General features: G+C 70.2%; 19 protein-coding genes. 10 read left to right on the top strand and 9 right to left on the bottom strand.

From position 1 onward, the window contains the following. Positions 1-39 precede the first annotated feature (39 nt). Positions 40-1,761, top strand: coding sequence for a serine/threonine-protein kinase (locus H295_RS45430; protein WP_020136023.1), 1,722 nt, complete (start codon positions 40-42; stop codon positions 1,759-1,761). Positions 1,762-1,773: 12 nt separating this feature from the next. Here H295_RS45430 and argS read toward each other — a convergent pair whose 3' ends face one another. Further along, complete coding sequence (argS, locus tag H295_RS0114315) at positions 1,774-3,528, bottom strand: arginine--tRNA ligase (protein WP_020136022.1); 1,755 nt, start codon at positions 3,526-3,528, stop codon at positions 1,774-1,776. A gap of 133 nt (positions 3,529-3,661) precedes the next feature. Here argS and lysS point away from each other — a divergent pair, with 133 nt between their 5' ends. Then, the gene (lysS, locus tag H295_RS0114310) at positions 3,662-5,407 is read left to right on the top strand and encodes a lysine--tRNA ligase (protein WP_020136021.1); all 1,746 of its coding nucleotides are present in this window, start codon (positions 3,662-3,664) and stop codon (positions 5,405-5,407) included. A 68-nt stretch (positions 5,408-5,475) separates the two neighbouring features. Here lysS and H295_RS0114305 read toward each other — a convergent pair whose 3' ends face one another. The 3 genes from H295_RS0114305 to H295_RS0114295 all read right to left on the bottom strand — a co-directional run bounded on the left by H295_RS0114305 (position 5,476) and on the right by H295_RS0114295 (position 8,711). After that, positions 5,476-6,738 (bottom strand): DUF2637 domain-containing protein, encoded by a 1,263-nt coding sequence (locus H295_RS0114305; RefSeq protein ID WP_234021607.1) that lies wholly within the window; start codon positions 6,736-6,738, stop codon positions 5,476-5,478. Positions 6,739-6,842: 104 nt separating this feature from the next. After that, the gene (locus H295_RS0114300; RefSeq protein WP_106960837.1) at positions 6,843-7,742 is read right to left on the bottom strand and encodes a DUF3558 family protein; all 900 of its coding nucleotides are present in this window, start codon (positions 7,740-7,742) and stop codon (positions 6,843-6,845) included. 132 nt (positions 7,743-7,874) lie between these two features. After that, the gene (locus H295_RS0114295; RefSeq protein ID WP_020136018.1) at positions 7,875-8,711 is read right to left on the bottom strand and encodes a hypothetical protein; all 837 of its coding nucleotides are present in this window, start codon (positions 8,709-8,711) and stop codon (positions 7,875-7,877) included. A gap of 203 nt (positions 8,712-8,914) precedes the next feature. On the opposite strand from H295_RS0114295, the gene H295_RS0114290 reads away from it, so the two are divergent. Beyond that, complete coding sequence (locus H295_RS0114290) at positions 8,915-10,108, top strand: RtcB family protein (protein ID WP_020136017.1); 1,194 nt, start codon at positions 8,915-8,917, stop codon at positions 10,106-10,108. A gap of 13 nt (positions 10,109-10,121) precedes the next feature. On the opposite strand, the gene H295_RS48385 is transcribed toward H295_RS0114290, so the two are convergent. Together H295_RS48385 and H295_RS0114280 are read right to left on the bottom strand one after the other, a co-directional pair. Continuing rightward, complete coding sequence (locus tag H295_RS48385) at positions 10,122-10,256, bottom strand: hypothetical protein (RefSeq protein ID WP_258318921.1); 135 nt, start codon at positions 10,254-10,256, stop codon at positions 10,122-10,124. Then, the gene (locus H295_RS0114280; protein WP_020136016.1) at positions 10,253-11,017 is read right to left on the bottom strand and encodes an SDR family NAD(P)-dependent oxidoreductase; all 765 of its coding nucleotides are present in this window, start codon (positions 11,015-11,017) and stop codon (positions 10,253-10,255) included. Before H295_RS0114280 ends, H295_RS48385 begins: the two co-directional genes overlap by 4 nt. A 136-nt stretch (positions 11,018-11,153) precedes the next feature. Between H295_RS0114280 and H295_RS0114275 the strand changes: the two genes are divergently transcribed. Then, positions 11,154-11,588: an ester cyclase gene (locus H295_RS0114275; protein WP_020136015.1), complete on the top strand. Its 435-nt coding sequence runs from the start codon at positions 11,154-11,156 to the stop codon at positions 11,586-11,588. 24 nt (positions 11,589-11,612) lie between these two features. Here H295_RS0114275 and H295_RS0114270 read toward each other — a convergent pair whose 3' ends face one another. Continuing rightward, positions 11,613-11,945: a YnfA family protein gene (locus tag H295_RS0114270; RefSeq protein WP_028809347.1), complete on the bottom strand. Its 333-nt coding sequence runs from the start codon at positions 11,943-11,945 to the stop codon at positions 11,613-11,615. Between the two features lie 129 nt (positions 11,946-12,074). Between H295_RS0114270 and H295_RS0114265 the strand changes: the two genes are divergently transcribed. Beyond that, positions 12,075-12,542 carry a hypothetical protein gene (locus H295_RS0114265; RefSeq protein WP_020136013.1) on the top strand — a complete coding sequence of 156 codons (468 nt, stop codon included), beginning with the start codon at positions 12,075-12,077 and terminating at the stop codon, positions 12,540-12,542. Between the two features lie 123 nt (positions 12,543-12,665). Here H295_RS0114265 and H295_RS0114260 read toward each other — a convergent pair whose 3' ends face one another. Further along, complete coding sequence (locus tag H295_RS0114260; protein WP_020136012.1) at positions 12,666-13,067, bottom strand: winged helix-turn-helix transcriptional regulator; 402 nt, start codon at positions 13,065-13,067, stop codon at positions 12,666-12,668. A gap of 126 nt (positions 13,068-13,193) precedes the next feature. Between H295_RS0114260 and H295_RS0114255 the strand changes: the two genes are divergently transcribed. The 5 genes from H295_RS0114255 to H295_RS0114235 all read left to right on the top strand — a co-directional run bounded on the left by H295_RS0114255 (position 13,194) and on the right by H295_RS0114235 (position 18,253). Next, entirely contained in the window at positions 13,194-14,081 is an 888-nt protein-coding gene (locus H295_RS0114255; protein ID WP_020136011.1) for an NADP-dependent oxidoreductase, read from the top strand. Between the two features lie 223 nt (positions 14,082-14,304). Beyond that, positions 14,305-15,420, top strand: a complete 1,116-nt coding sequence (locus H295_RS0114250) for an LLM class flavin-dependent oxidoreductase (RefSeq protein WP_020136010.1) — start codon at positions 14,305-14,307, stop codon at positions 15,418-15,420. Next, entirely contained in the window at positions 15,417-16,028 is a 612-nt protein-coding gene (locus tag H295_RS0114245; protein ID WP_020136009.1) for an FMN reductase, read from the top strand. Before H295_RS0114250 ends, H295_RS0114245 begins: the two co-directional genes overlap by 4 nt. A 74-nt stretch (positions 16,029-16,102) precedes the next feature. After that, positions 16,103-16,828, top strand: coding sequence for a response regulator transcription factor (locus H295_RS0114240; protein WP_199788584.1), 726 nt, complete (start codon positions 16,103-16,105; stop codon positions 16,826-16,828). Beyond that, a complete protein-coding gene (locus H295_RS0114235; protein WP_020136007.1) occupies positions 16,829-18,253 on the top strand; it encodes a sensor histidine kinase in 1,425 nt (474 codons plus the stop codon). It abuts the gene before it with no gap. Between the two features lie 139 nt (positions 18,254-18,392). Here the strand turns inward: H295_RS0114235 and H295_RS0114230 are convergent, their stop codons facing one another. Next, positions 18,393-19,232 carry a PaaX family transcriptional regulator C-terminal domain-containing protein gene (locus H295_RS0114230; protein WP_020136006.1) on the bottom strand — a complete coding sequence of 280 codons (840 nt, stop codon included), beginning with the start codon at positions 19,230-19,232 and terminating at the stop codon, positions 18,393-18,395. Between the last annotated feature and the right edge of the window lie 4 nt (positions 19,233-19,236).

Below are 19,236 nucleotides of genomic sequence, written 5' to 3'. Positions count from 1 at the left end.
GGGACTTGCGGGTCGTGGTGCCTATGGGGGAGGGGACCGGTGCTGAACGAAGTGCTCGCCGGACGATTCAGGATCACCGCCCTGCTGGGCTCCGGCGGCATGGGGCAGGTCTGGGCGGCCGAGGACGAGCGCATGCGGCGGGACGTCGCGGTCAAGGTGGTGCATCCGCAGTACGGCGCGGGCGAGGCCGAGGCCCGGGACCGGTTCGAGCGCGAGGTCCAGCTGGCCGCACGCCTCACCCACGAGAACATCGTGACCGTCCATGACTGGGGAGAGGTCCTCGACGGTGGCCGCCAGACCCTCTACCTCGTGATGGAACTCGTCGACGGGACGTCCCTGGACAAACGGCTCAAGGGACCCGTCCCCACGCTCTGGCCGCTCGCCATCGGATGGGCCGCGCAGATCACGCAGGCGCTGCACGCCGCGCACAGCCAGGGTGTCGTCCACCGGGACATCAAGCCGGCGAACGTACTGCTCAGACCCGACGGGACGGTGAAGGTCCTGGACTTCGGGGTCGCGAAGTTCCTCGGCGACACCGTAGGCGCCCGCAAGCTCACCGCCACCGGAGCCCTGCTCGGCACCCCGGCGTACATGTCTCCCGAGCAGATCGAGACCACCGGGACGATCGACCATCGCAGCGACCTCTACTCCCTGGGCTGTCTTCTCTACCATGCGGTGACCGGCAGACCGCCCTTCGACGGCGACAGCCAGTGGTCCATCGTCGTCAAGCACCAGCAGGAGACTCCCGCCCCGCCGAGCACGCGGGTCGAGGGGCTGCCGCCGGTCCTGGACGACCTCGTCCTGAAGCTGCTGGCCAAGCACCCCGGAGACCGGCCGGAGGACGCCGCCGCCGTCCACGATGTCCTGAGCACGATCCTCGTCGACCAGGCCGTCGCGCTGTCCGATCCGAGCATCCTGACCACTGCCCGGCTGAGCACCGTGGGAAGCCTCGCCGGGCGGCTGGTGACGAGGGCGTGGCAGGTGTGGGAGCGGTCGGAACAGCAGGCGGCGGAGCGGCTGAAGGCCGCCGAAGCCGTCGCGGAGTCGACGGAACGCTCGCGGATCCGCGCCGAGGCCCAGGCCCGGCACCTGATGGAGGAGGCACGCGCCGAGGCCGAGCGGACCCGGGCCGCCGCCCGCGCGGAGGCCCGGAGCATCGTCGCGCAGGCATGGGACAGCACCGGGACCACTGCGCCTGACCGGGCAGACCCGGTCCCATTGACCGACGCACAGTTCGAGATCTTTGTGAAGGCGGCCGTCGAGCGAGCCGTCCGGCGGGACACGGGGGAGGGGGACGCGGGCCCCCTTCCCCACCCCGAGCGGTTCGGTGGGTTCGAGCTGGTGCGGCGCGGTTACGACCGCACGCAGGTGGACGAGCGCCTCCGCGAGCTGGGCAAGGCGCGCGTCCGGCGCCGGGACGAGCTGGCCGCGCTGGAAGGGAAGTTCGTCGAGAGCAGGCTCAGGGCGCGGACCTCGGCGCGCTCGTCCGAGGAGCAACGCGAGGCCGTACTGCGCGATGTCCTGCAGGAACTCGATGACGTCGCCGCCTCAGCCCAGCGGGAACTCGCCGCCCCGCGGAAGGAGCGCCCCAAGAGCGACCTGCCGCCGTTCGAACTCGTCCGCAGAGGCTATGACCGCGAGCAGGTCGACCGGCATATCGAGAGTCTCCAGGCCGAGCAGCACAACCTGCTGTACAGGATCATGACGCTGAACCGGCTTCCGGTTCCTCGAAGGAGCTACCGGAAGCCGGAGGTGCGCTGAACCCATGCCGCGTCAGAGGCGCTCGGGCGTCCTGATGCCCAGCAGGGCCATGCCCTGGTGGAGGGTGCGGGCCGTCAGGTCGCAGAGGAACAGGCGGTTCTCCACCTGGGCCGGGGTGTCGGCCTTCAGGACCGGGCACTTGTCGTAGAACGACGTGTACAGGGACGCCAGTTGGTACAGGTACGCCGCCAGCTTGTGCGGGGCGTACTCCGCAGCCGCCTCGAAGACCGTGCTGCCGAACGCGTCCAGGTGCAGGCCCAGCGCCCGCTCCGCGTCGGCCAGTTCGAGCTCCGGGTGCGCGGACGGCCGTACGTCTCCCGCCTTGCGCAGGATCGACTGGATACGGGCGTACGCGTACTGGAGGTACACGGAGGTGTCGCCGTTCAGCGAGACCATCTGGTCCAGGTCGAACTTGTAGTCCCGGTTGGGGGACGTCGACAGGTCCGCGTACTTCACCGCGCCGATGCCGACCTGCGCGGCCCGCTCCTGGATCTCGTCCTCGGTGAGGTCCTGGGCCTTCTCCCGGACGACCTCGGCGGCCCGCTGCACCGCCTCGTCCAGCAGATCCTCCAGCTTCACCGTCTCGCCCTCGCGGGTCTTGAACGGCTTGCCGTCCGCGCCCAGGACCGTGCCGTAGCCCATGTTGTGCGCGGTGACCTCGTCGGTCAGCCAGCCGGCGCGGCGGGCCGTCTCGAAGACCATCCTGAAGTGCAGGGACTGCCGGACGTCGACGACGTACAGGAGCGAGGTCGCGTGCAGGTCGGTGACCCGGTTCCGGATCGCCGTCAGGTCGCTCGCCGCGTAGCCGAAGCCGCCGTCCGCCTTCTGCACGATCAGCGGGACCCGCTGGTCGTCCTTGCCGCGGATGTCGTCGAAGAAGACGACGAGCGCGCCCTCGGAGCGCTCCGCGACACCCATCTCCTCCAGGAGGCGGGCGGTCTCCGGCATGCCGTCGTTGTACGCCGACTCGCCGACGATCTCCTCGTCCCGGATCTCCATGTCCAGCTTCTCGAAGACCGAGTAGAAGTAGACCTTCGACTCGTCCACGAACTGCTGCCAGAGCTCCAGGGTCTCCTTGTCGCCGGACTGGAGCGCGACGACCCTCTTCCGGGCCCGCTCCTTGAACTCCTCGTCGGAGTCGAAGACCACGCGCGACGCCTTGTACACCCGGTTCAGGTTCGACATGGCCTGCTCGCCGTCGACCTCGGCCGCGGGGGCCAGCTCGCCCGGGTTCTCGATCAGGTACTGGATGAGCATGCCGAACTGGGTGCCCCAGTCGCCGATGTGGTGCCGGCCGATCGTCTTCTCGCCGGTGAAGTCGAGCATGCCGCGCAGGGCGTCGCCGATCACCGCGGAACGCAGGTGACCGACGTGCATCTCCTTCGCCACGTTCGGCTGGGCGTAGTCGATCACCGTGATGCCGGGCCGGTCCTTGACCGGTACGCCGAGACGGTCGCCGTCCTCGTACCGCGCGGCCAGGTTCTCGGTGATCGCCCGGTCGGTGAGCGTGATGTTGAGGAAGCCGGGGCCGGAGACCTCGATGTCCTTGATCACGGCACCGGCGACCACCTGCGACACGACCTGCGTCGCCAACTCCCGGGGGTTCGCCTTCGCCTTCTTGGCGAGCGCCAGGACACCGTTCGCCTGGAAGTCCGCCCGGTCGCTGCGTCGGAGCAGGGGCTCGGCGTCGGCCTCCGGCAGGGTGGCGGAGAGCGCGGAGGTGAGCTGCTGGTTGACGGCGTCGCTGAGGGACGTGACCGGGGCCATGGGAGTGGGTGCCGTTCTCCTCGGGGGATCAGATAGACACGGTCAGTATCCCATGGGGGGTAAAGCGGTTTTCTCCGGCGCGGGGCCGTCTGGGAGAATGGAGCCTCCATCAACGCCATCATTAAAAGAGGACGTGCCGATCGTGGGTCAGAGCGCTGAGACCACCGACTGGGTCTCCCGTTTCGCGGATGAGGTCATCGAGGAGTCGGAGCGTCGGGCCCCGGGCAAACCGGTCGTCGTCGCGTCCGGGCTGTCCCCCTCCGGGCCCATCCACCTCGGGAACCTTCGCGAGGTCATGACCCCGCACCTCGTCGCCGACGAGATCCGGCGCCGGGGCCACCAGGTGCGCCACCTCATCTCCTGGGACGACTACGACCGGTACCGCAAGGTGCCCGCCGGGGTCCCCGGTGTCGACGAGACCTGGGCCGAGCACATCGGCAAGCCCCTGACCTCCGTGCCCGCGCCCGCCGGGTCCGCACACCCGAACTGGGCCGAGCACTTCAAGGCCGCCATGGTCGACGCCCTCGCCGAACTCGGTGTCGAGTTCGACGGGATCAGCCAGACCGCGCAGTACACCTCCGGCGTCTACCGCGAGCAGATCCTGCACGCCATGGCCCACCGCGGGGACATCGACGCGATCCTCGACCAGTACCGGACCAAGAAGGCCCCCGCCGCTGCGAAGAAGCAGCAGAAGCCCCTCGACGAGGCCGAGGTCGAGGCCGCCGAGGGGTCCGGCGCGGCCGCCGAGGACGACGGGTCCAGCGGCTCCGCCGGGTACTTCCCGTACAAGCCCTACTGCGGCAACTGCGAGAAGGACCTCACCACGGTCACCTCCTACGACGACGCCACGACCGAGCTGTCGTACACCTGCAACGCCTGCGGTTTCTCCGAGACCGTCCGGCTCAACGAGTTCAACCGCGGCAAGCTGGTCTGGAAGGTCGACTGGCCGATGCGGTGGGCGTACGAGGGCGTGATCTTCGAGCCCAGCGGGGTCGACCACTCCTCTCCCGGCTCCTCCTTCCAGGTCGGCGGCCAGATCGTCGGGATCTTCGGCGGGAAGCAGCCCATCGGGCCCATGTACGCGTTCGTCGGCATCTCCGGCATGGCCAAGATGTCGTCCTCCCGCGGTGGTGTGCCCACGCCCGGGGACGCGCTGAAGATCATGGAGCCGCAGCTCCTGCGCTGGCTCTACGCCCGCCGCAGGCCCAACCAGTCCTTCAAGATCGCCTTCGACCAGGAGATCCAGCGGCTCTACGACGAGTGGGACAAGCTGGACGCCAAGGTCTCCGACGGCTCCGCGCTGCCGGGCGATGTCGCCGCCCACTCGCGTGCGGTGGGCACGGCTGCCGGCGAGCTGCCCCGCACCGCGCGCGTGCTGCCGTACCGGACGCTGGCCTCCGTCGCCGACATCACCGCCGGGCACGAGGACCAGGCGCTGCGGATCCTCAGCGAGCTGGACCCCGACAACCCCATCTCGGCGCTGGACGAGGCGCGGCCCCGGTACGACAAGGCCGAGGCCTGGATCAACACGCAGGTGCCCGCCGACCAGCGGACCATCGTGCGCGACGAACCCGACGCCGAGCTGCTGAAGTCCCTCGACGAGGCCTCCCAGCAGTCCCTGCGGCTGCTCCTCGACGGCCTCGCCTCGCACTGGTCCCTCGACGGGCTCACCCACCTCGTGTACGGGGTGCCCAAGGTGCAGGCCGGGTTCTCCGCGGACGCCACGCCCAAGGAGCTGCCGGCCGAGATCAAGACGGCCCAGCGGACGTTCTTCGCCCTGCTGTACCAGCTGCTGGTGTCCCGTGACACCGGTCCGCGGCTGCCGACGCTGCTGCTCGCGGTCGGGCAGGAGCGGGTACGGGCGCTGCTCGGGGAGTAGGCGGTACGGCGGTACGGCTTAACGGGAAGGGGGCCCTCCGATGTGGAGGGCCCCCTTTTTCATGCCTCTTACGCGATGTGGTCTTCCTGGAGCTCCGCCGTGTGGCGGTTCGTGAAGCGGTTGACCATGCGCTCGGCGTCGCGCTGCGAGAGGACCACGCCGTACGTCGCCTCCACGTCGCCCCTGAGCTGGCCGGGGGACGGGTAGCTGCCGTCTATCGACTTCTTGAAGACCTGGTAGAAGTCCTCCTCGGTCGGCTCCGGGGTGCCGCCGCCCTCGCCGAGCTCACGGGTGCGGCCGCTGGACACCGGAATGGGGAAGCTGCCGGTCTCCTCCATCGAGGGCTCGACGGCGGGCTCCCTGGGCGGCTCCTCGTACTGGATCTGCTGGAGCTCGTACTGCTCGGCCTCCAACTGCTCCTCGTACCAGCGGTTGTACTGCTCCGCCGGGTCGTAGTCGGGGTTGTAGCCACCCTGGTACTCGACCTGCTTGGGAGTCTCGAACCAGGGGCTCTGGTCGGGCTCGGGCTCAGGTTCCGGAGCTGCTCGCGGAGGGACGGGGGCCGCCACCGCGGGACGACTGTCCGCAGCCGCGGCGACCGGGGCGGCCGAGGGCAGTTCCGCCTGCACCGGCGCCGGGGGCAGCAGGACCGGCTCGATGCCCGCCGCCGCCAGACCCGCCGGGCCCGTCTCCGCCAGCGGGACGCCGTAGCGCGCCAGCCGGAGCGGCATCAGGCTCTCCACCGGGGCCTTCCGACGCCACGCCCGGCCGAAGCGGGAGTGGAGACGGGCCCGGTAGACGAGACGTTCCTGCTCCAGCTTGATGACCTGCTCGTAGGAGCGCAGCTCCCACAGCTTCATACGGCGCCACAGGAGGAACGTGGGGATCGGGGAGAGGAGCCAGCGCGTGAGGCGGACACCCTCCATGTGCTTGTCCGCCGTGATGTCGGCGATCCGGCCGATCGCGTGCCGGGCCGCCTCCACCGCCACCACGAACAGCACCGGGATCACCGCGTGCATGCCCACGCCCAGCGGATCCGGCCAGGCCGCCGCGCCGTTGAAGGCGATCGTGGCGGCCGTCAGGAGCCAGGCCGTCTGACGCAGAAGAGGAAAGGGGATACGGATCCACGTCAGCAGCAGATCCAGGGCCAGCAGGACACAGATACCCGCGTCGATGCCGATCGGGAACACGTAACTGAAGTTCCCGAAGCCCTTCTTGATGGCGAGCTCACGGACGGCCGCGTACGACCCCGCGAAGCCGATGCCGGCGATGATCACGGCGCCGAACACGACCACGCCTATGAGCACGCGGTGCATTCGAGTCAGCTGCATGGGCGCGGCCACCCGTACTCCCCTCCCTGTGCGTGTTGTTGCGCGCAACAGAGTGGCACATATGTGCTGCGCACGGGTGGCCGGATCAGGCCCTCAGTACTGCTTCAGCTCTTCTTCGCGGCCGACTTGGACGGAGAAGCCGACGTCGAGGCCGACTTCGACGCGGTCGGGGACGGCGACGCCGACTTCGACGGAGCCTTGGACTGAGGGGCCGACGGGGCCGGGTTCGCCCCTCCCTCGCCGTTCGCCGCCGACACCGCGGCCACGGTCTCCTTGGCTGCCCGCTCCGCCAGCTTGCTGAGATCGTCCGCGTTCGGCGTCTTGTCGCCGGCCAGACCCGCGCCGTTGTAGTCGACCGTCACCACGACGTTCTCCACCCGGGCGACGACCGTCTGCTGCTTGAAGGCGCCTTCCTTCTTCTTCAGGTCGTAGCGCACCAGCGTCGCCACGTCACCCGTCCCCGCCACCGCCTGCGACTTGGTGTTCTTCGCACCGGCCACCGACTGGGCGTCCTGGATCTGCTGCTCGTAGTACTTCGCCGCCTGCGCCTCACCCGTACCGCGCGAGGTGTCCGACTCGAAGCGCAGCAGCGAGACGTTCAGCCAGCGGAACTGGGAGCCCTTCACACCGTTGTTGTCGAGGCTGCTCCACGAGCAACTGCCCCGCGTGCCCGCCTCCGCCGTGCCCTTCTTGCCCTTGGACGTCTCCGGGGTCAGCGACTTCAGGGTCTTCTTCGACAGCGTCCCGCACGCGTCGGGAAGCGAGTTGTACGCCGCCGCCTGCACCGTGGGAGCCGCGGACGCCGAGGCACCGCTCTCCGCGCCCGGACCGCTGCTCGCGCTTCCGTTGCCGCCGCCGGCGCTGTCACCGCCGGATCCGGAGCCGGAGTCGGAGGAGCAGCCGGCGGCGATCAGCATCACCGGGACTGCGGCCGCGCAGACAAGGACGCGGTGAAGACGCTTCGCTCGCTGGGCACCCTGGTCACGCTCTGCTCGTCGCTGCATGGTTCCTTCACTCAAGACGCTGTGGTTCCTGCCGTCGGATCGGGTCCGAGGGGCCACGGTACGCGGTGAGGATGCCGTGCGGTCCAGCTTCGAACGCCTCGCGCGCATGCGTGAGAGGTGTGTGGAGAGCGCTCAACCGGACAGCGACCCGTCCAGCTGAGAGGCCAGTTTCCGGGCGTTGTCCTGCATTTCCTCACTGTCCGGAGTGACGCCGATCGTCGTCGGCTGCTCCTCGTACTCGATCGTCACGATCACGTTGGACGTGCGGAACGCCACAGTCACCTTGCGCTGCTTGGCCGTCGAACCCGACGTGCTCAACGCGTCGTCCAGGAACGCCTCGTCACCCAGATCGTCCAGCAACCGGGGCTGGACATCGGCCGGGGTGACGGAGGACGACCCGCTCGGGGAAGCGGAGGCCGAGGCGGAGGCGGAGCCGCTGGGCTTGGCCGCCGGGGACGCCGTGGAACCGGCGGCCGTGCCGCTCTCCTCCACGTCCGAGGTGGCACCCGCGGTCGCCGATGCCGGCAGATCGGCCTTCTCCTCGGCCTGCGCGAACACCTCCTGCGCCTTGCTGTCGTCGCTGACCGCGTTGTCGTACGACACCACACGCTCGAAGTCGACCGAGAGGTACTCGGTGGCGTCCGCGGCCTCCACCTTCCAACGGCAGCCGACCTTGCGGTCCGTGTCGTAGGTGAGGGTGGCCTCGCCCTCGTAGGCCTTGGCGCGCTGGTCCTCGTCGGTGATCTGCTGGATGCCGGGCAGCAGCGTGTCCAGGGTGCTCTGGCTGACCACACCGCAGGCCTCGGGCAGGGTGCGGTACTTGCCGGGCTGGGCCACGGCGGAGGCGGTGCCCGCGTCTCCGGGGTTGGCGTCGTCCGTCGTGCCGTCGCCGCCCGAGCTGCCGGTGCAGCCGGCCAACAGCGCCGCGAGGAGGGCGGCGACGCCGGGTACGTAGGCCTTCCGCTGCACGGTGGGGCTCCTCTCGGATGTCTCCGACTCGTGGGGATCTCAGTGTCCCCGCAGGTTATTCGCTTGCCGCGCGGGGGCGTCCCCAGCAGACAATGTGTATCGCACGCACAGCCGTGAACGCCGGTCCGTCATCCCATACGTCGACCTTGGCGCCGGTTTTGCGCTATGAGACTTCTGTTTGTTTCCGGGGGAATGAGGACGATATGTCGTACGTGGAGATGCCGGGCGCCAAGGTCCCGATCAGGATGTGGACCGACCCGGCGACGGTCGAGGACGTGGCCCTCCAGCAGCTGCGCAACGTCGCGACCCTGCCGTGGATCAAGGGCCTCGCGGTGATGCCCGACGTCCACTACGGCAAGGGGGCGACGGTCGGGTCCGTGATCGCGATGCAGGGTGCGGTGTGCCCGGCGGCGGTCGGTGTGGACATCGGCTGCGGAATGTCGGCGGTGAAGACGTCCCTGACGGCGAACGACCTGCCGGGGGATCTGTCGCGACTGCGGTCGAAGATCGAGCAGGCCATTCCGGTGGGGCGGGGGATGCATGACAGTCCCGTCGACCCCGGGCGGATGCACGGCTTCGCGACGGCCGGGTGGGACGACTTCTGGGGGCGGTTCGAGGGAGTGGCCGAGGCGGTCAAATTCCGTCACGAACGCGCCGGGAAGCAGATGGGAACGCTCGGATCCGGCAATCATTTTGTAGAAGTGTGCACGGATACGACCGATTCTGTCTGGCTGATGCTGCACTCCGGTTCCCGGAACATCGGCAAGGAACTGGCCGAGCATCACATCGGCGTGGCCCAGAAGCTTCCGCACAACCAGGGGCTGGTCGACCGGGATCTGGCCGTCTTCATCGCGCAGACTCCGCAGATGGCGGCGTACCAGAACGATCTTTACTGGGCCCAGGAGTACGCGAAGTACAACCGGTCGATCATGATGGCGCTTCTATCGGATGTGATCCGCAAGGAGTTCAAGAAGGCCAAGGTGGTCTTCGAGCCCGAGGTGAGCTGCCACCACAACTATGTGAGCCGCGAGCGGTACGAGGGCATGGACCTGCTTGTCACCCGCAAGGGCGCGATCAGTGCCCGGGCCGGCGAGTACGGCATCATCCCGGGATCCATGGGGACGGGCTCGTACATCGTGAAGGGCCTCGGCAACGAGAAGGCCTTCAACTCGGCGTCCCACGGCGCCGGTCGGCGCATGAGCCGCAACGCGGCCAAGCGGCGGTTCTCGACGCGGGACCTGGAGGAGCAGACGCGGGGCGTGGAGTGCCGCAAGGACTCCGGCGTCGTGGACGAGATCCCGGGCGCCTACAAGTCGATCGACCAGGTCATCGACCAGCAGCGGGACCTGGTGGAGGTCGTGGCGAAGCTGAAGCAGGTCGTGTGTGTGAAGGGTTGAGTTGTACCTGCGTTCACTTCGGGGCGTGCATTGCCGCGTAGATCATGACGAACGCCACGATGTGGATGCCGAAGAGGAAGTAGGCGAGCCACCACCACATGTGGCGTTCGTCGTGGGGGTCTTTTCTGTCCTTCTCGGGTCCGGTCACAGGTCGCGGTGGACCTTCGTGTTGGAGGCCTGGGCTCGGGGGCGGAGGACCAGGAGGTCGACGTTGACATGGCTGGGGCGCGTCACCGCCCAGGTGATGGTGTCCGCCACGTCGTCGGCCGTCAGGGGGGCCGCCACGCCCTCGTAGACCTTGGACGCCTTCTGCTCGTCGCCGCCGAAGCGGGTCAGGGCGAACTCGTCGGTCTTGACCATGCCGGGGGCGATCTCGATCACGCGGATCGGCTTGCCGACGATCTCCAGGCGGAGCGTTTCCGCCAGCACGTGTTCGCCGTGCTTCGCGGCCACATAGCCTCCGCCGCCCTCGTACGTGCCGTGGCCGGCCGTCGAGGAGAGGATCACGATCGTGCCGTCCTCGCTCGCCTCCAGCTTGGGGAGCAGGGCCTGGGTGACGTTCAGGGTGCCGATGACGTTCGTCTCGTACATCGTGCGCCAGTGGGCCGGGTCGCCGGTCGCGACCGGGTCGGCGCCCAGCGCTCCGCCGGCGTTGTTGACCAGCACGCCGATCGTCCTGAAGGCCGTCGCGAACTCGTCGACCGCGGCCCGGTCCGTGACGTCCAGCTGGTAGGCCGTGGCCTGGTGGCCCGCCGCGTTGATCTCCTCCGCGAGCGCCTCGATCCGGTCCTTGCGGCGGGCGGTCAGGACGACGCGGTAGCCGGCCGCGGCGAGCTGCCGGGCCGTCGCGGCGCCGATTCCGCTGCTCGCACCGGTGACGACGGCGATGCGGGACGCTGCGCTGGGCATGGGTGCTCCTCGGGCGGGGGACGATCCGGCTTCGTCAGCCAGGATAGGCAGGCGCTCCGGCCTCCTCTCCGGCGGTCCGTATCGCGGGCCGGTGGGAGGATGGGAGGGGTGATCCTCCGAGCCGAGGAGGTGGATCATGGGAGAAGCGCGTGAGGTCATGGACCGGCTCACCGATGCGCTCACCGAACACCCGGACCTGAAGGTCATCGCCGAGCTGTACGCGGAGGACGCGGTCGCCTCCACCCCGGACGAGGGGGCGCTCCACGGGCGGGACGACATCGTCGAGTACTGGCGGCGGATGACGGAGGCGGTGCCGGACGCCAGGTTCGAGTCGCTGCACTCCTACGAGGTCGGGGACACGGCCATCGACGAGGGCTTCTACCACGGGCGCAACACCGGGCCCATCCAGCTGCCCGACGGAGGCACGCTGCCCGCCACCGGGAAGGAGATCCGGATCCGCGGGGTCGACATCGCCACCGTGAAGGACGGCCGGATCACCGACTACCGGCTCTACTTCGACGAGATGGAGTTCCTGGGGCAGTTGGGGCTGCTGCCCGACGAGGCTTCGTGAGTACGGCTCCCAGCAGTACGGCTCTCAGTCGCGCGGCGCGTACATGATCACGGCCATGCCCGCGAGGCAGATCAGCGTGCCCGCGATGTCCCAGCGGTCGGGGCGGTAGCCGTCCGCGGCCATGCCCCACAGGATCGAGCCGGCCACGAAGACACCGCCGTACGCGGCGAGGACGCGGCCGAAGTGGGCGTCGGGCTGGAAGGTGGCGACGAAGCCGTAGGCGCCGAGGGCGAGGACTCCGCCGGCGGTCCACATCCAGCCGCGGTGCTCCCGTACGCCCTGCCAGACCAGCCAGGCGCCGCCGATCTCGAAGAGGGCGGCCACGACGAACAGGGCGGCGGAACGGGCTACGAGCATGGCGCCCAGCTTCGCACGCCGTCCGGCCGGGACCTGTGTCACCTGATGGAGGGCGCCTGTCGTTCGCCGTACGTGGGATACATCCCTGCGACCACGCGGTTCGGGCGGCGGGAGCGAGGAGTGGGTGGCATGCGGGTGCTTGCGGTGCGGGGTGCGGCGGCGGTGGCGGCTGCGGTGCTGGTGGGTGGGGGTACGGCGGTCGCCGTCGGCGGGCCCGAGGCGGATCTGGCGTATCACGGGGCCGCGTCCCTGGCCGGGGGGCGGGTGGACCTGCGGTTCACTCCGCGCAATCACGGGCCGGCGGCCGTACCGGACGCGACCGTGCGGCTGCGGTGGTCGGAGCCGTTGGAGGACCGGCTGACGTTGCCGGACGGGTGTGCTCGGGCGGAGGAGCGGGTGGTGCTGTGCCGGGTGGGGGCGTTGGCCGCGGACGCGGTGGGGGAGCGGGTGGAGATGCGGGTGCGGTTGGTGGGGGTGCCGTCGGAGGTGCTGCTGGAGATCGACACGGTGTGGAACGGAGGGACGGTGGATCTGAACCGGGCGAATGACCGGCAGCGGGTGTTGGTGCTGGACAGTGGGGACGAGTACTACTTCTGACGGCCGGGGAGGGACGAGGTGGGGGGCGGTGCGGTCGTCGGTCGGCTGCGGCCCGGTGGGGGTTTGTCGCGCAGTTCCCCGCGCCCCTGAGGGAGTTACCTGGGCCGGTGTCGCATGGGAACCTCAGGCCGTTTCCGCGTCGTAGCGGTCTCTTGCTTCGTGGACCTCTTCGATGTGGGTCTCCGCCCACGTTTTCACTGCCGTGAGGAGGCCCGCGAGGCTGCTTCCCAGAGGCGTCAGGGCGTAGTCGACCCTTACCGGGACCGACGGGGTGATCGTGCGGGTGAGGATGCCGTCGCGCTCAAGGGTGCGGAGGGTCTGGGTGAGCATCTTCGGGCTGACGCCGGCGATCTTGCGGCTGAGGTCGCTGTAGCGCATGGGGCCGCCCGAGAGCGCCGCGACGACGAGGCTGACCCACTTGTCGCTGAGGCGGTCCAGGAGCTGGTTGGTGGGGCAGCCCTTGATGAACGCGTCGTACTCCACGCGTGCCTGTTCGCGCCGCTGGGCCGCTGTCGTGGTCGGCATGGCTCACCTCCGGGGGACCTACGCACTTCCAGGTAACTACTTACCGATAGATAGTAGCTCTTCCTAGGGTTGCCGTCAGCGGCGGAGGTTCCGGCGCTGACAGTGACCGATGGGAAGTGCTCAGTCATGCGTGCTGCTGTGGTGAGGACGTTCGGCGGACCCGAGGCCGTGGAGGTGGTGGAGACCGCGCTGCCGGAGCCGGCGGCCGGGCAGATACGGATCAAGGTGGCCGGTGCCGCGCTGAACCCGGTGGACCTGGGGGTCCGGGGCGGGTTCTTCGGCGGCGAGGGCAAGGACCTCGGGCTGGGCTGGGACGTCGCCGGGACCGTGGACGCGGTGGGGGCGGACGGTCCCTGGAGCGTGGGGGAGCCGGTGGTGGCGCTGTACCACGGGCTCACGAAGGACGTGGGGACGCATGCCGAGTACGTCGTCGTCGACGCGGACGCGGTGGCCAAGGCGCCGGTCACGGTCGACGCGGTGCACGCCTCGACGCTGCCGCTGAACGCGCTGACCGCCGTACAGGCCCTGGATCTCCTGGAGTTGACCGAGGGGCAGTCGCTGCTCGTCACGGGGGCGGCGGGGGCGGTCGGTGGGTTCGCCGTGCAACTCGCCTCCCGGCAGGGGGTGTCGGTGACCGGGCTGGCCCGGGAGGGGGACGAGGAGTTCGTACGGTCCCTGGGGGCCGCGGAGTTCACCACCGCTCCCGGTGCGGGTGTCTACGACGCCGTACTGGACACGGCCGTGCTGGGGGAGGCGGCGCTCGCGTGCGTGCGGGACGGGGGTGCCTATGTCGGGGTGCGGCCGGGGGCGCATCCCGGGTCGGTGCGTGGGGTGCGGACGGCGTCCGTGTCGGTGACGGCGGACGGGGCGCGGCTCGCGGAGCTGGTGGGGCTGGTGGATGCGGGGGCGCTGACGCTGCGGGTGGCCGAGACGTATGGGTTGGACTCGGTGGCCGAGGCTCATGCGCGGTTGGAGAAGGGTGGGGTGCGGGGGCGGCTTGTGCTGGTTCCGTGAGGCGTGGGGCGCCTAGGGGGGGTGCCGGGTTCGGTTGTGGGGCGGCTGCGGGCCGGTGGGGGCTTGTCGCGCAGTTCCCCGCGCCCCTGAGTGGCTTGGTGGGGGCGTGGGGCGAGGCTGCACCGCGTCCCTGGGTGGCCCCCGGAATATGTGCGGGTGGGTCCTCGTTCTCCTGGGCGTGCGGTTATAGTTTAACCGTCAACTACTTGGAGGGTGAGCGACCATGCAGTTCGGGATCTTCAGCGTCGGTGATGTCACGCCGGACCCGACCACCGGACGTACGCCGACCGAGCGCGAGCGGATCAAGGCGATGGTCGCGATCGCGCTGAAGGCGGAGGAGGTCGGGCTCGACGTCTTCGCGACCGGGGAGCACCACAACCCGCCGTTCGTGCCGTCGTCGCCGACGACCATGCTCGGCTACATCGCGGCGCAGACCGAGAAGCTCGTCCTCTCCACCTCCACCACGCTGATCACCACCAACGACCCGGTGAAGATCGCCGAGGACTTCGCGATGCTCCAGCACCTGGCCGACGGGCGCGTCGACCTGATGATGGGCCGCGGGAACACCGGGCCGGTCTACCCCTGGTTCGGGCAGGACATCCGCGAGGGCATCAACCTCGCCATCGAGAACTACGCCCTGCTGCGCCGGCTGTGGCGCGAGGACGTCGTGAACTGGGAGGGGAAGTTCCGCACGCCGCTCCAGGGGTTCACCTCGACGCCCCGGCCGCTGGACGGGGTCGCGCCGTTCGTCTGGCACGGCTCCATCCGGTCGCCCGAGATCGCCGAGCAGGCCGCCTACTACGGTGACGGCTTCTTCCACAACAACATCTTCTGGCCGGCCGACCACACCAAGCGGATGATCGAGCTCTACCGCAGCCGGTACGCCCACTACGGGCACGGCACCGCGGAGCAGGCGATCGTCGGGCTCGGTGGACAGGTGTTCATGCGGAAGAACTCCCAGGACGCCGTCCGCGAGTTCCGCCCCTACTTCGACGTCGCCCCGGTCTACGGTCACGGGCCCTCCCTGGAGGAGTTCACCGACCAGACCCCGCTGACCGTCGGCTCCCCGGAGCAGGTCATCGAGAAGACGCTGAAGTTCCGCGAGTACGCCGGCGACTACCAGCGCCAGCTGTTCCTCCTGGACCACGCCGGGCTGCCGCTGAAGACCGTCCTCGAGCAGCTCGACCTGCTCGGCGAGGAGGTCGTCCCGGTGCTGCGCAAGGAGTTCGCGGTGAACCGGCCGGCGGACGTCCCGGAGGCACCCACCCACGCGTCCCTGCTGGCCGCCGCGCAGAACGAGGCCGGACAGGCCGTGCAGAAGAAGGAGGTCGTCGCATGAAGCTCGTCGTCGTGTCCGCGGGGCTGAGCGTCCCGTCGTCCACCCGTCTGCTGGCCGACCGGCTGGCCGCGGCCGTGGGGCGTACCGCCGAGGTGGACGTCCAGGTCGTGGAGCTGCGGGAACTCGCCGTCGACATCGCGCACCACTTCACCAACGGCTTCCCCGGCCAGGCGCTGAGCGCCGCGCTCGACGCCGTGACCGGGGCGGACGGACTGGTCGTCGTCACACCGGTGTTCTCGGCGTCGTACAGCGGGCTCTTCAAGTCCTTCTTCGACCTCGTCGAGCCGGAGGCGCTGGCGGGGAAGCCGGTGCTGATCGCCGCGACCGGCGGGACCGCACGGCACTCCCTGGTCCTGGACCACGCCCTGCGGCCGCTCTTCTCCTACCTGAAGGCCATCGTCGTGCCGACCGGGGTGTACGCCGCCTCGGAGGACTGGGGTGCGGAAGGTCTCGACGCGCGGATCGAGCAGGCGGCCGGGGAGCTGGCCGCGCTCATGAGCGGGCTGTCGGCGGGCCCCGGGGCCACCGGCCGGCGCCCCTCGGCGGACAGCTTCGAGGACGTCGTGCCCTTCGAGGAGCGGCTCGCCGCGTTGCGGCCGACGGGGTGAGAGGCCAGTAAGAAGGGTGCCGGGTGAGCTACGCATCACGTCGCGCGACTCGGCGGGCACGGCACACTGAGGGGGTGCCCCAAAACGTGCTGCTCGCCGAAGACGACCGCGCCATCCGTCACGCCCTGGAGCGCGCCCTGATCCTGGAGGGCTACCAGGTCACCGCGGTCGCCGACGGGGTGGAGGCGCTGGCGCAGGCCCACAGGACGCCGCCGGACGTGCTCGTCCTCGACGTGATGATGCCCGGCATCGACGGACTCCAGGTCTGCCGGGTGCTGCGCGCCGAGGGCGACCGCACACCCATCCTCATGCTCACGGCGCTCGTGGAGACCCAGGACCGGATCGCCGGCCTCGACGCGGGCGCCGACGACTACGTGGTCAAGCCCTTCGACGTCGAGGAGGTCTTCGCCCGGCTGCGCGCCCTGCTGCGGCGGACCAGCCCCGACGGGATGGCCCCGGTCGGCGCGGCGCCCAAGGCCGTGGCGCCCGAACTGCCCGCGGGGCGGATCGAGGCGGCCGGGCTGCGCATGGACATCCAGGCGCGGCGGGCCTGGCGCGGGAACCGCGAGCTGGAGCTGACCCGCACCGAGTTCGAGCTCCTGGAACTGCTGGTGCGCAACGCGGGCATCGTCCTCGACCACTCCACGATCTACGACCGGATCTGGGGCTACGACTTCGGGCCCGGCTCCAAGAACCTCGCCGTCTACGTCGGCTACCTGCGCCGCAAGCTCGACGAACCCGGCGCGCCGCAGCTGATCCACACGGTGCGCGGCGTGGGTTACGTGCTCCGGGAGGACTGAGTGGGGCGGCTGGCTCAACTCTGGGCCCGGCCGCGGCCCCGGCTGCTGTCCCTGCGGACCACGTTCGTGGTGTCCTTCGCCGCGGTGACGGCCGCGGTGACCGTTCTCGTGGGTGTGCTGTCCTACAGCGCCGCGGCCCGTCTGGTGCGGGTCGACCAGGAGTCCGTGTTCGACCAGGTCGTGCAGGATCTGCGCGGTGAGGTCCGCCAGCAGCGGATGGCGACGGAGGACTTCTCGTCCTCGGCGCCCGGGCACGACCTGGTGCGGCCCGCCCGTACGGATGTGCAGGTGCTCGGGGCCACCGGGGCGGTCGCCGACCCCGGGCGGCCGGGACTGCCCGTCACCGCCGGGGACCGGGACATCGCGGGTGCGCGGGTCGCCGGGCGGATGGTGCTGCACAAGGAGGTCTCGGTCGGCAGCGACGTGTACCGGATCGCCACCGTCTCCCTCGGCGGGGGGCGGGGGGCCGTGCAGGTCGCCCAGGAGTTCAGCGACACCGAGGATCTGCTGCGGGCGCTCCAGCAGCGGACGTTTCTGCTCATGGCCGCGGTGGTGATCGGGGCCGGGCTGTTCGGCTGGTGGCTGGCCCGGCGGATCACCCGGCGGCTGGTGCTCCTCACCTCCGCCGCGGAGGACGTGGCCCGGACCCGCCGACTGGAGATCGAGGTGCCGGTCACCGGGTACGACGAGGTGGGGCGGCTGGGGCGGGCCTTCGACCGGATGCTGGGGCGGCTCGCGCAGTCCGAGGAGGACCAGCGGCGGCTGGTGCAGGACGCGGGGCACGAGCTGCGGACGCCGCTCACCTCGCTGCGTACGAACATCTCGCTGCTGCGGCGGATCGACGAGCTGCCGCCCTCGACCCGAGAGGAACTGGTCGCCGATCTCACGCAGGAGGCGCGCGAGCTGACCGACCTCGTCAACGAGCTGGTCGACCTCGCGGCGGGGCAGTCGGACAACGAGCCGCCGCAGCGGGTGGATCTCGCGGATGTCGCCGAGGACGTGGCGGGGCTGGCCCGGCGGCGGACCGGGCGGGAGATCGTGGTCCACGCGAAGGGGTCGACGGTGACGGACGGTCGGCCGGGGATGCTCCAGCGGGCGGTGTCCAACCTGGTCGAGAACGCGGCGAAGTTCGACCGGGAGGGGTCTGCGCCGATCGAGATCTCAGTGTCCGGGTTCACGGTGGCGGGGCCGGTGCGGGTGGAGGTCCTCGACCGGGGGCCGGGGATCGCGGACGCGGATCTCGTGCGGGTGTTCGACCGGTTCTTCCGGGCCGCGGATGCGCGGTCCCTGCCGGGGTCGGGGCTGGGGTTGTCCATCGTGCGTGAGGTTGCGCTGTCGCACGGCGGAGCGCCGTTCGCGTTCTCCCGGGACGGGGGCGGGACGGTGATCGGGTTCACGGTGGGTGGGGATGCGTCCGGCGGTTGAGCGGTGTTGCGTCTGCGGCTCGGTGGGGCGGGCGTGACTGCAACTCCCTAGGGGCGCGGGGAACTGCGCGACCAGCCACAACGGACCCGCACCCGCCGAACAACCGAACCCGGCACCCCTCTAGGCGCCCCGCCCAAGCTCAGCGCAGCGGGACCGTCTCCAGGGACGTCCGGGCCGCCTGCAGGGCCGGGTGGGTTTGTTTGGCGACCTTGTAGAAGGTGTCCTGGGCCGTGTGGGCCGGCCAGGTGGGGGGAAGGTGGCGGGCCGGGAGTCTCGGGTCGGTGCGGATGGTCCACAGCCACTCGCTGACCAGGCGGAGCCGGGTGCCGATCGGGTCGGCGTCGGGGGCGTGGCCCAGCCGGTCGCTCCAGCGCTTGTCGAAGGTGACGTAGCGGGCGGCGATGGAGTCCAGGTCCCAGGTGTCGCTGATCATCTGCTCGATGTCGGTCACCTCGGCGGCCCGCGCGTGGAAGATCTTCACGTGCGCGGTGAGGCCGAGTTCGGCGACCACCGCGGAGACGTCCACCTCGCCCGGAGCGATCCACAGGCCGCTGTACAGGGCGCCGAAGCCGGACCAGGTCAGCCGGGAGCGCAGGTCGTGGCGCTGGCGCTTCCAGGAGTCGGGCAGGGAGAAGCCGAGCAGGGTCCAGGAGCCGTCCCAGTCGTCGTTGACGGCACCCTGCTCCCAGATCCGGGTCCGGCCGTCGATCAGGACACGCGTGGCCTGCGGGGTCAGGCCGAAGAACATCTTGCGCCCCTCGCGCTGCCGCTGGAGCAGGCCCCGGTTGACCATGCGGGTGAGGGTGGAGCGTACGGCCTGTTCGCCCACGCCCACGCGGCCCAGGACGTCGATGATGCTGCCCGAGTAGACGGCCAGGTCTCCCTCCTCCAGGACGTGGTTGCCGAAGAAGGTGAGCATGAGCGACTGCGGGCGTGACTGCGGCCCCTCCGCGGTGTCCAGGATGTCGTCGTCCTCCACGGGG

It is taken from the genome of Streptomyces sp. 351MFTsu5.1, assembly GCF_000383655.1.
Taxonomy (GTDB): Bacteria; Actinomycetota; Actinomycetes; order Streptomycetales; family Streptomycetaceae; genus Streptomyces; species Streptomyces griseorubiginosus.
This window is presented reverse-complemented; position numbering and strand designations above follow the sequence as displayed.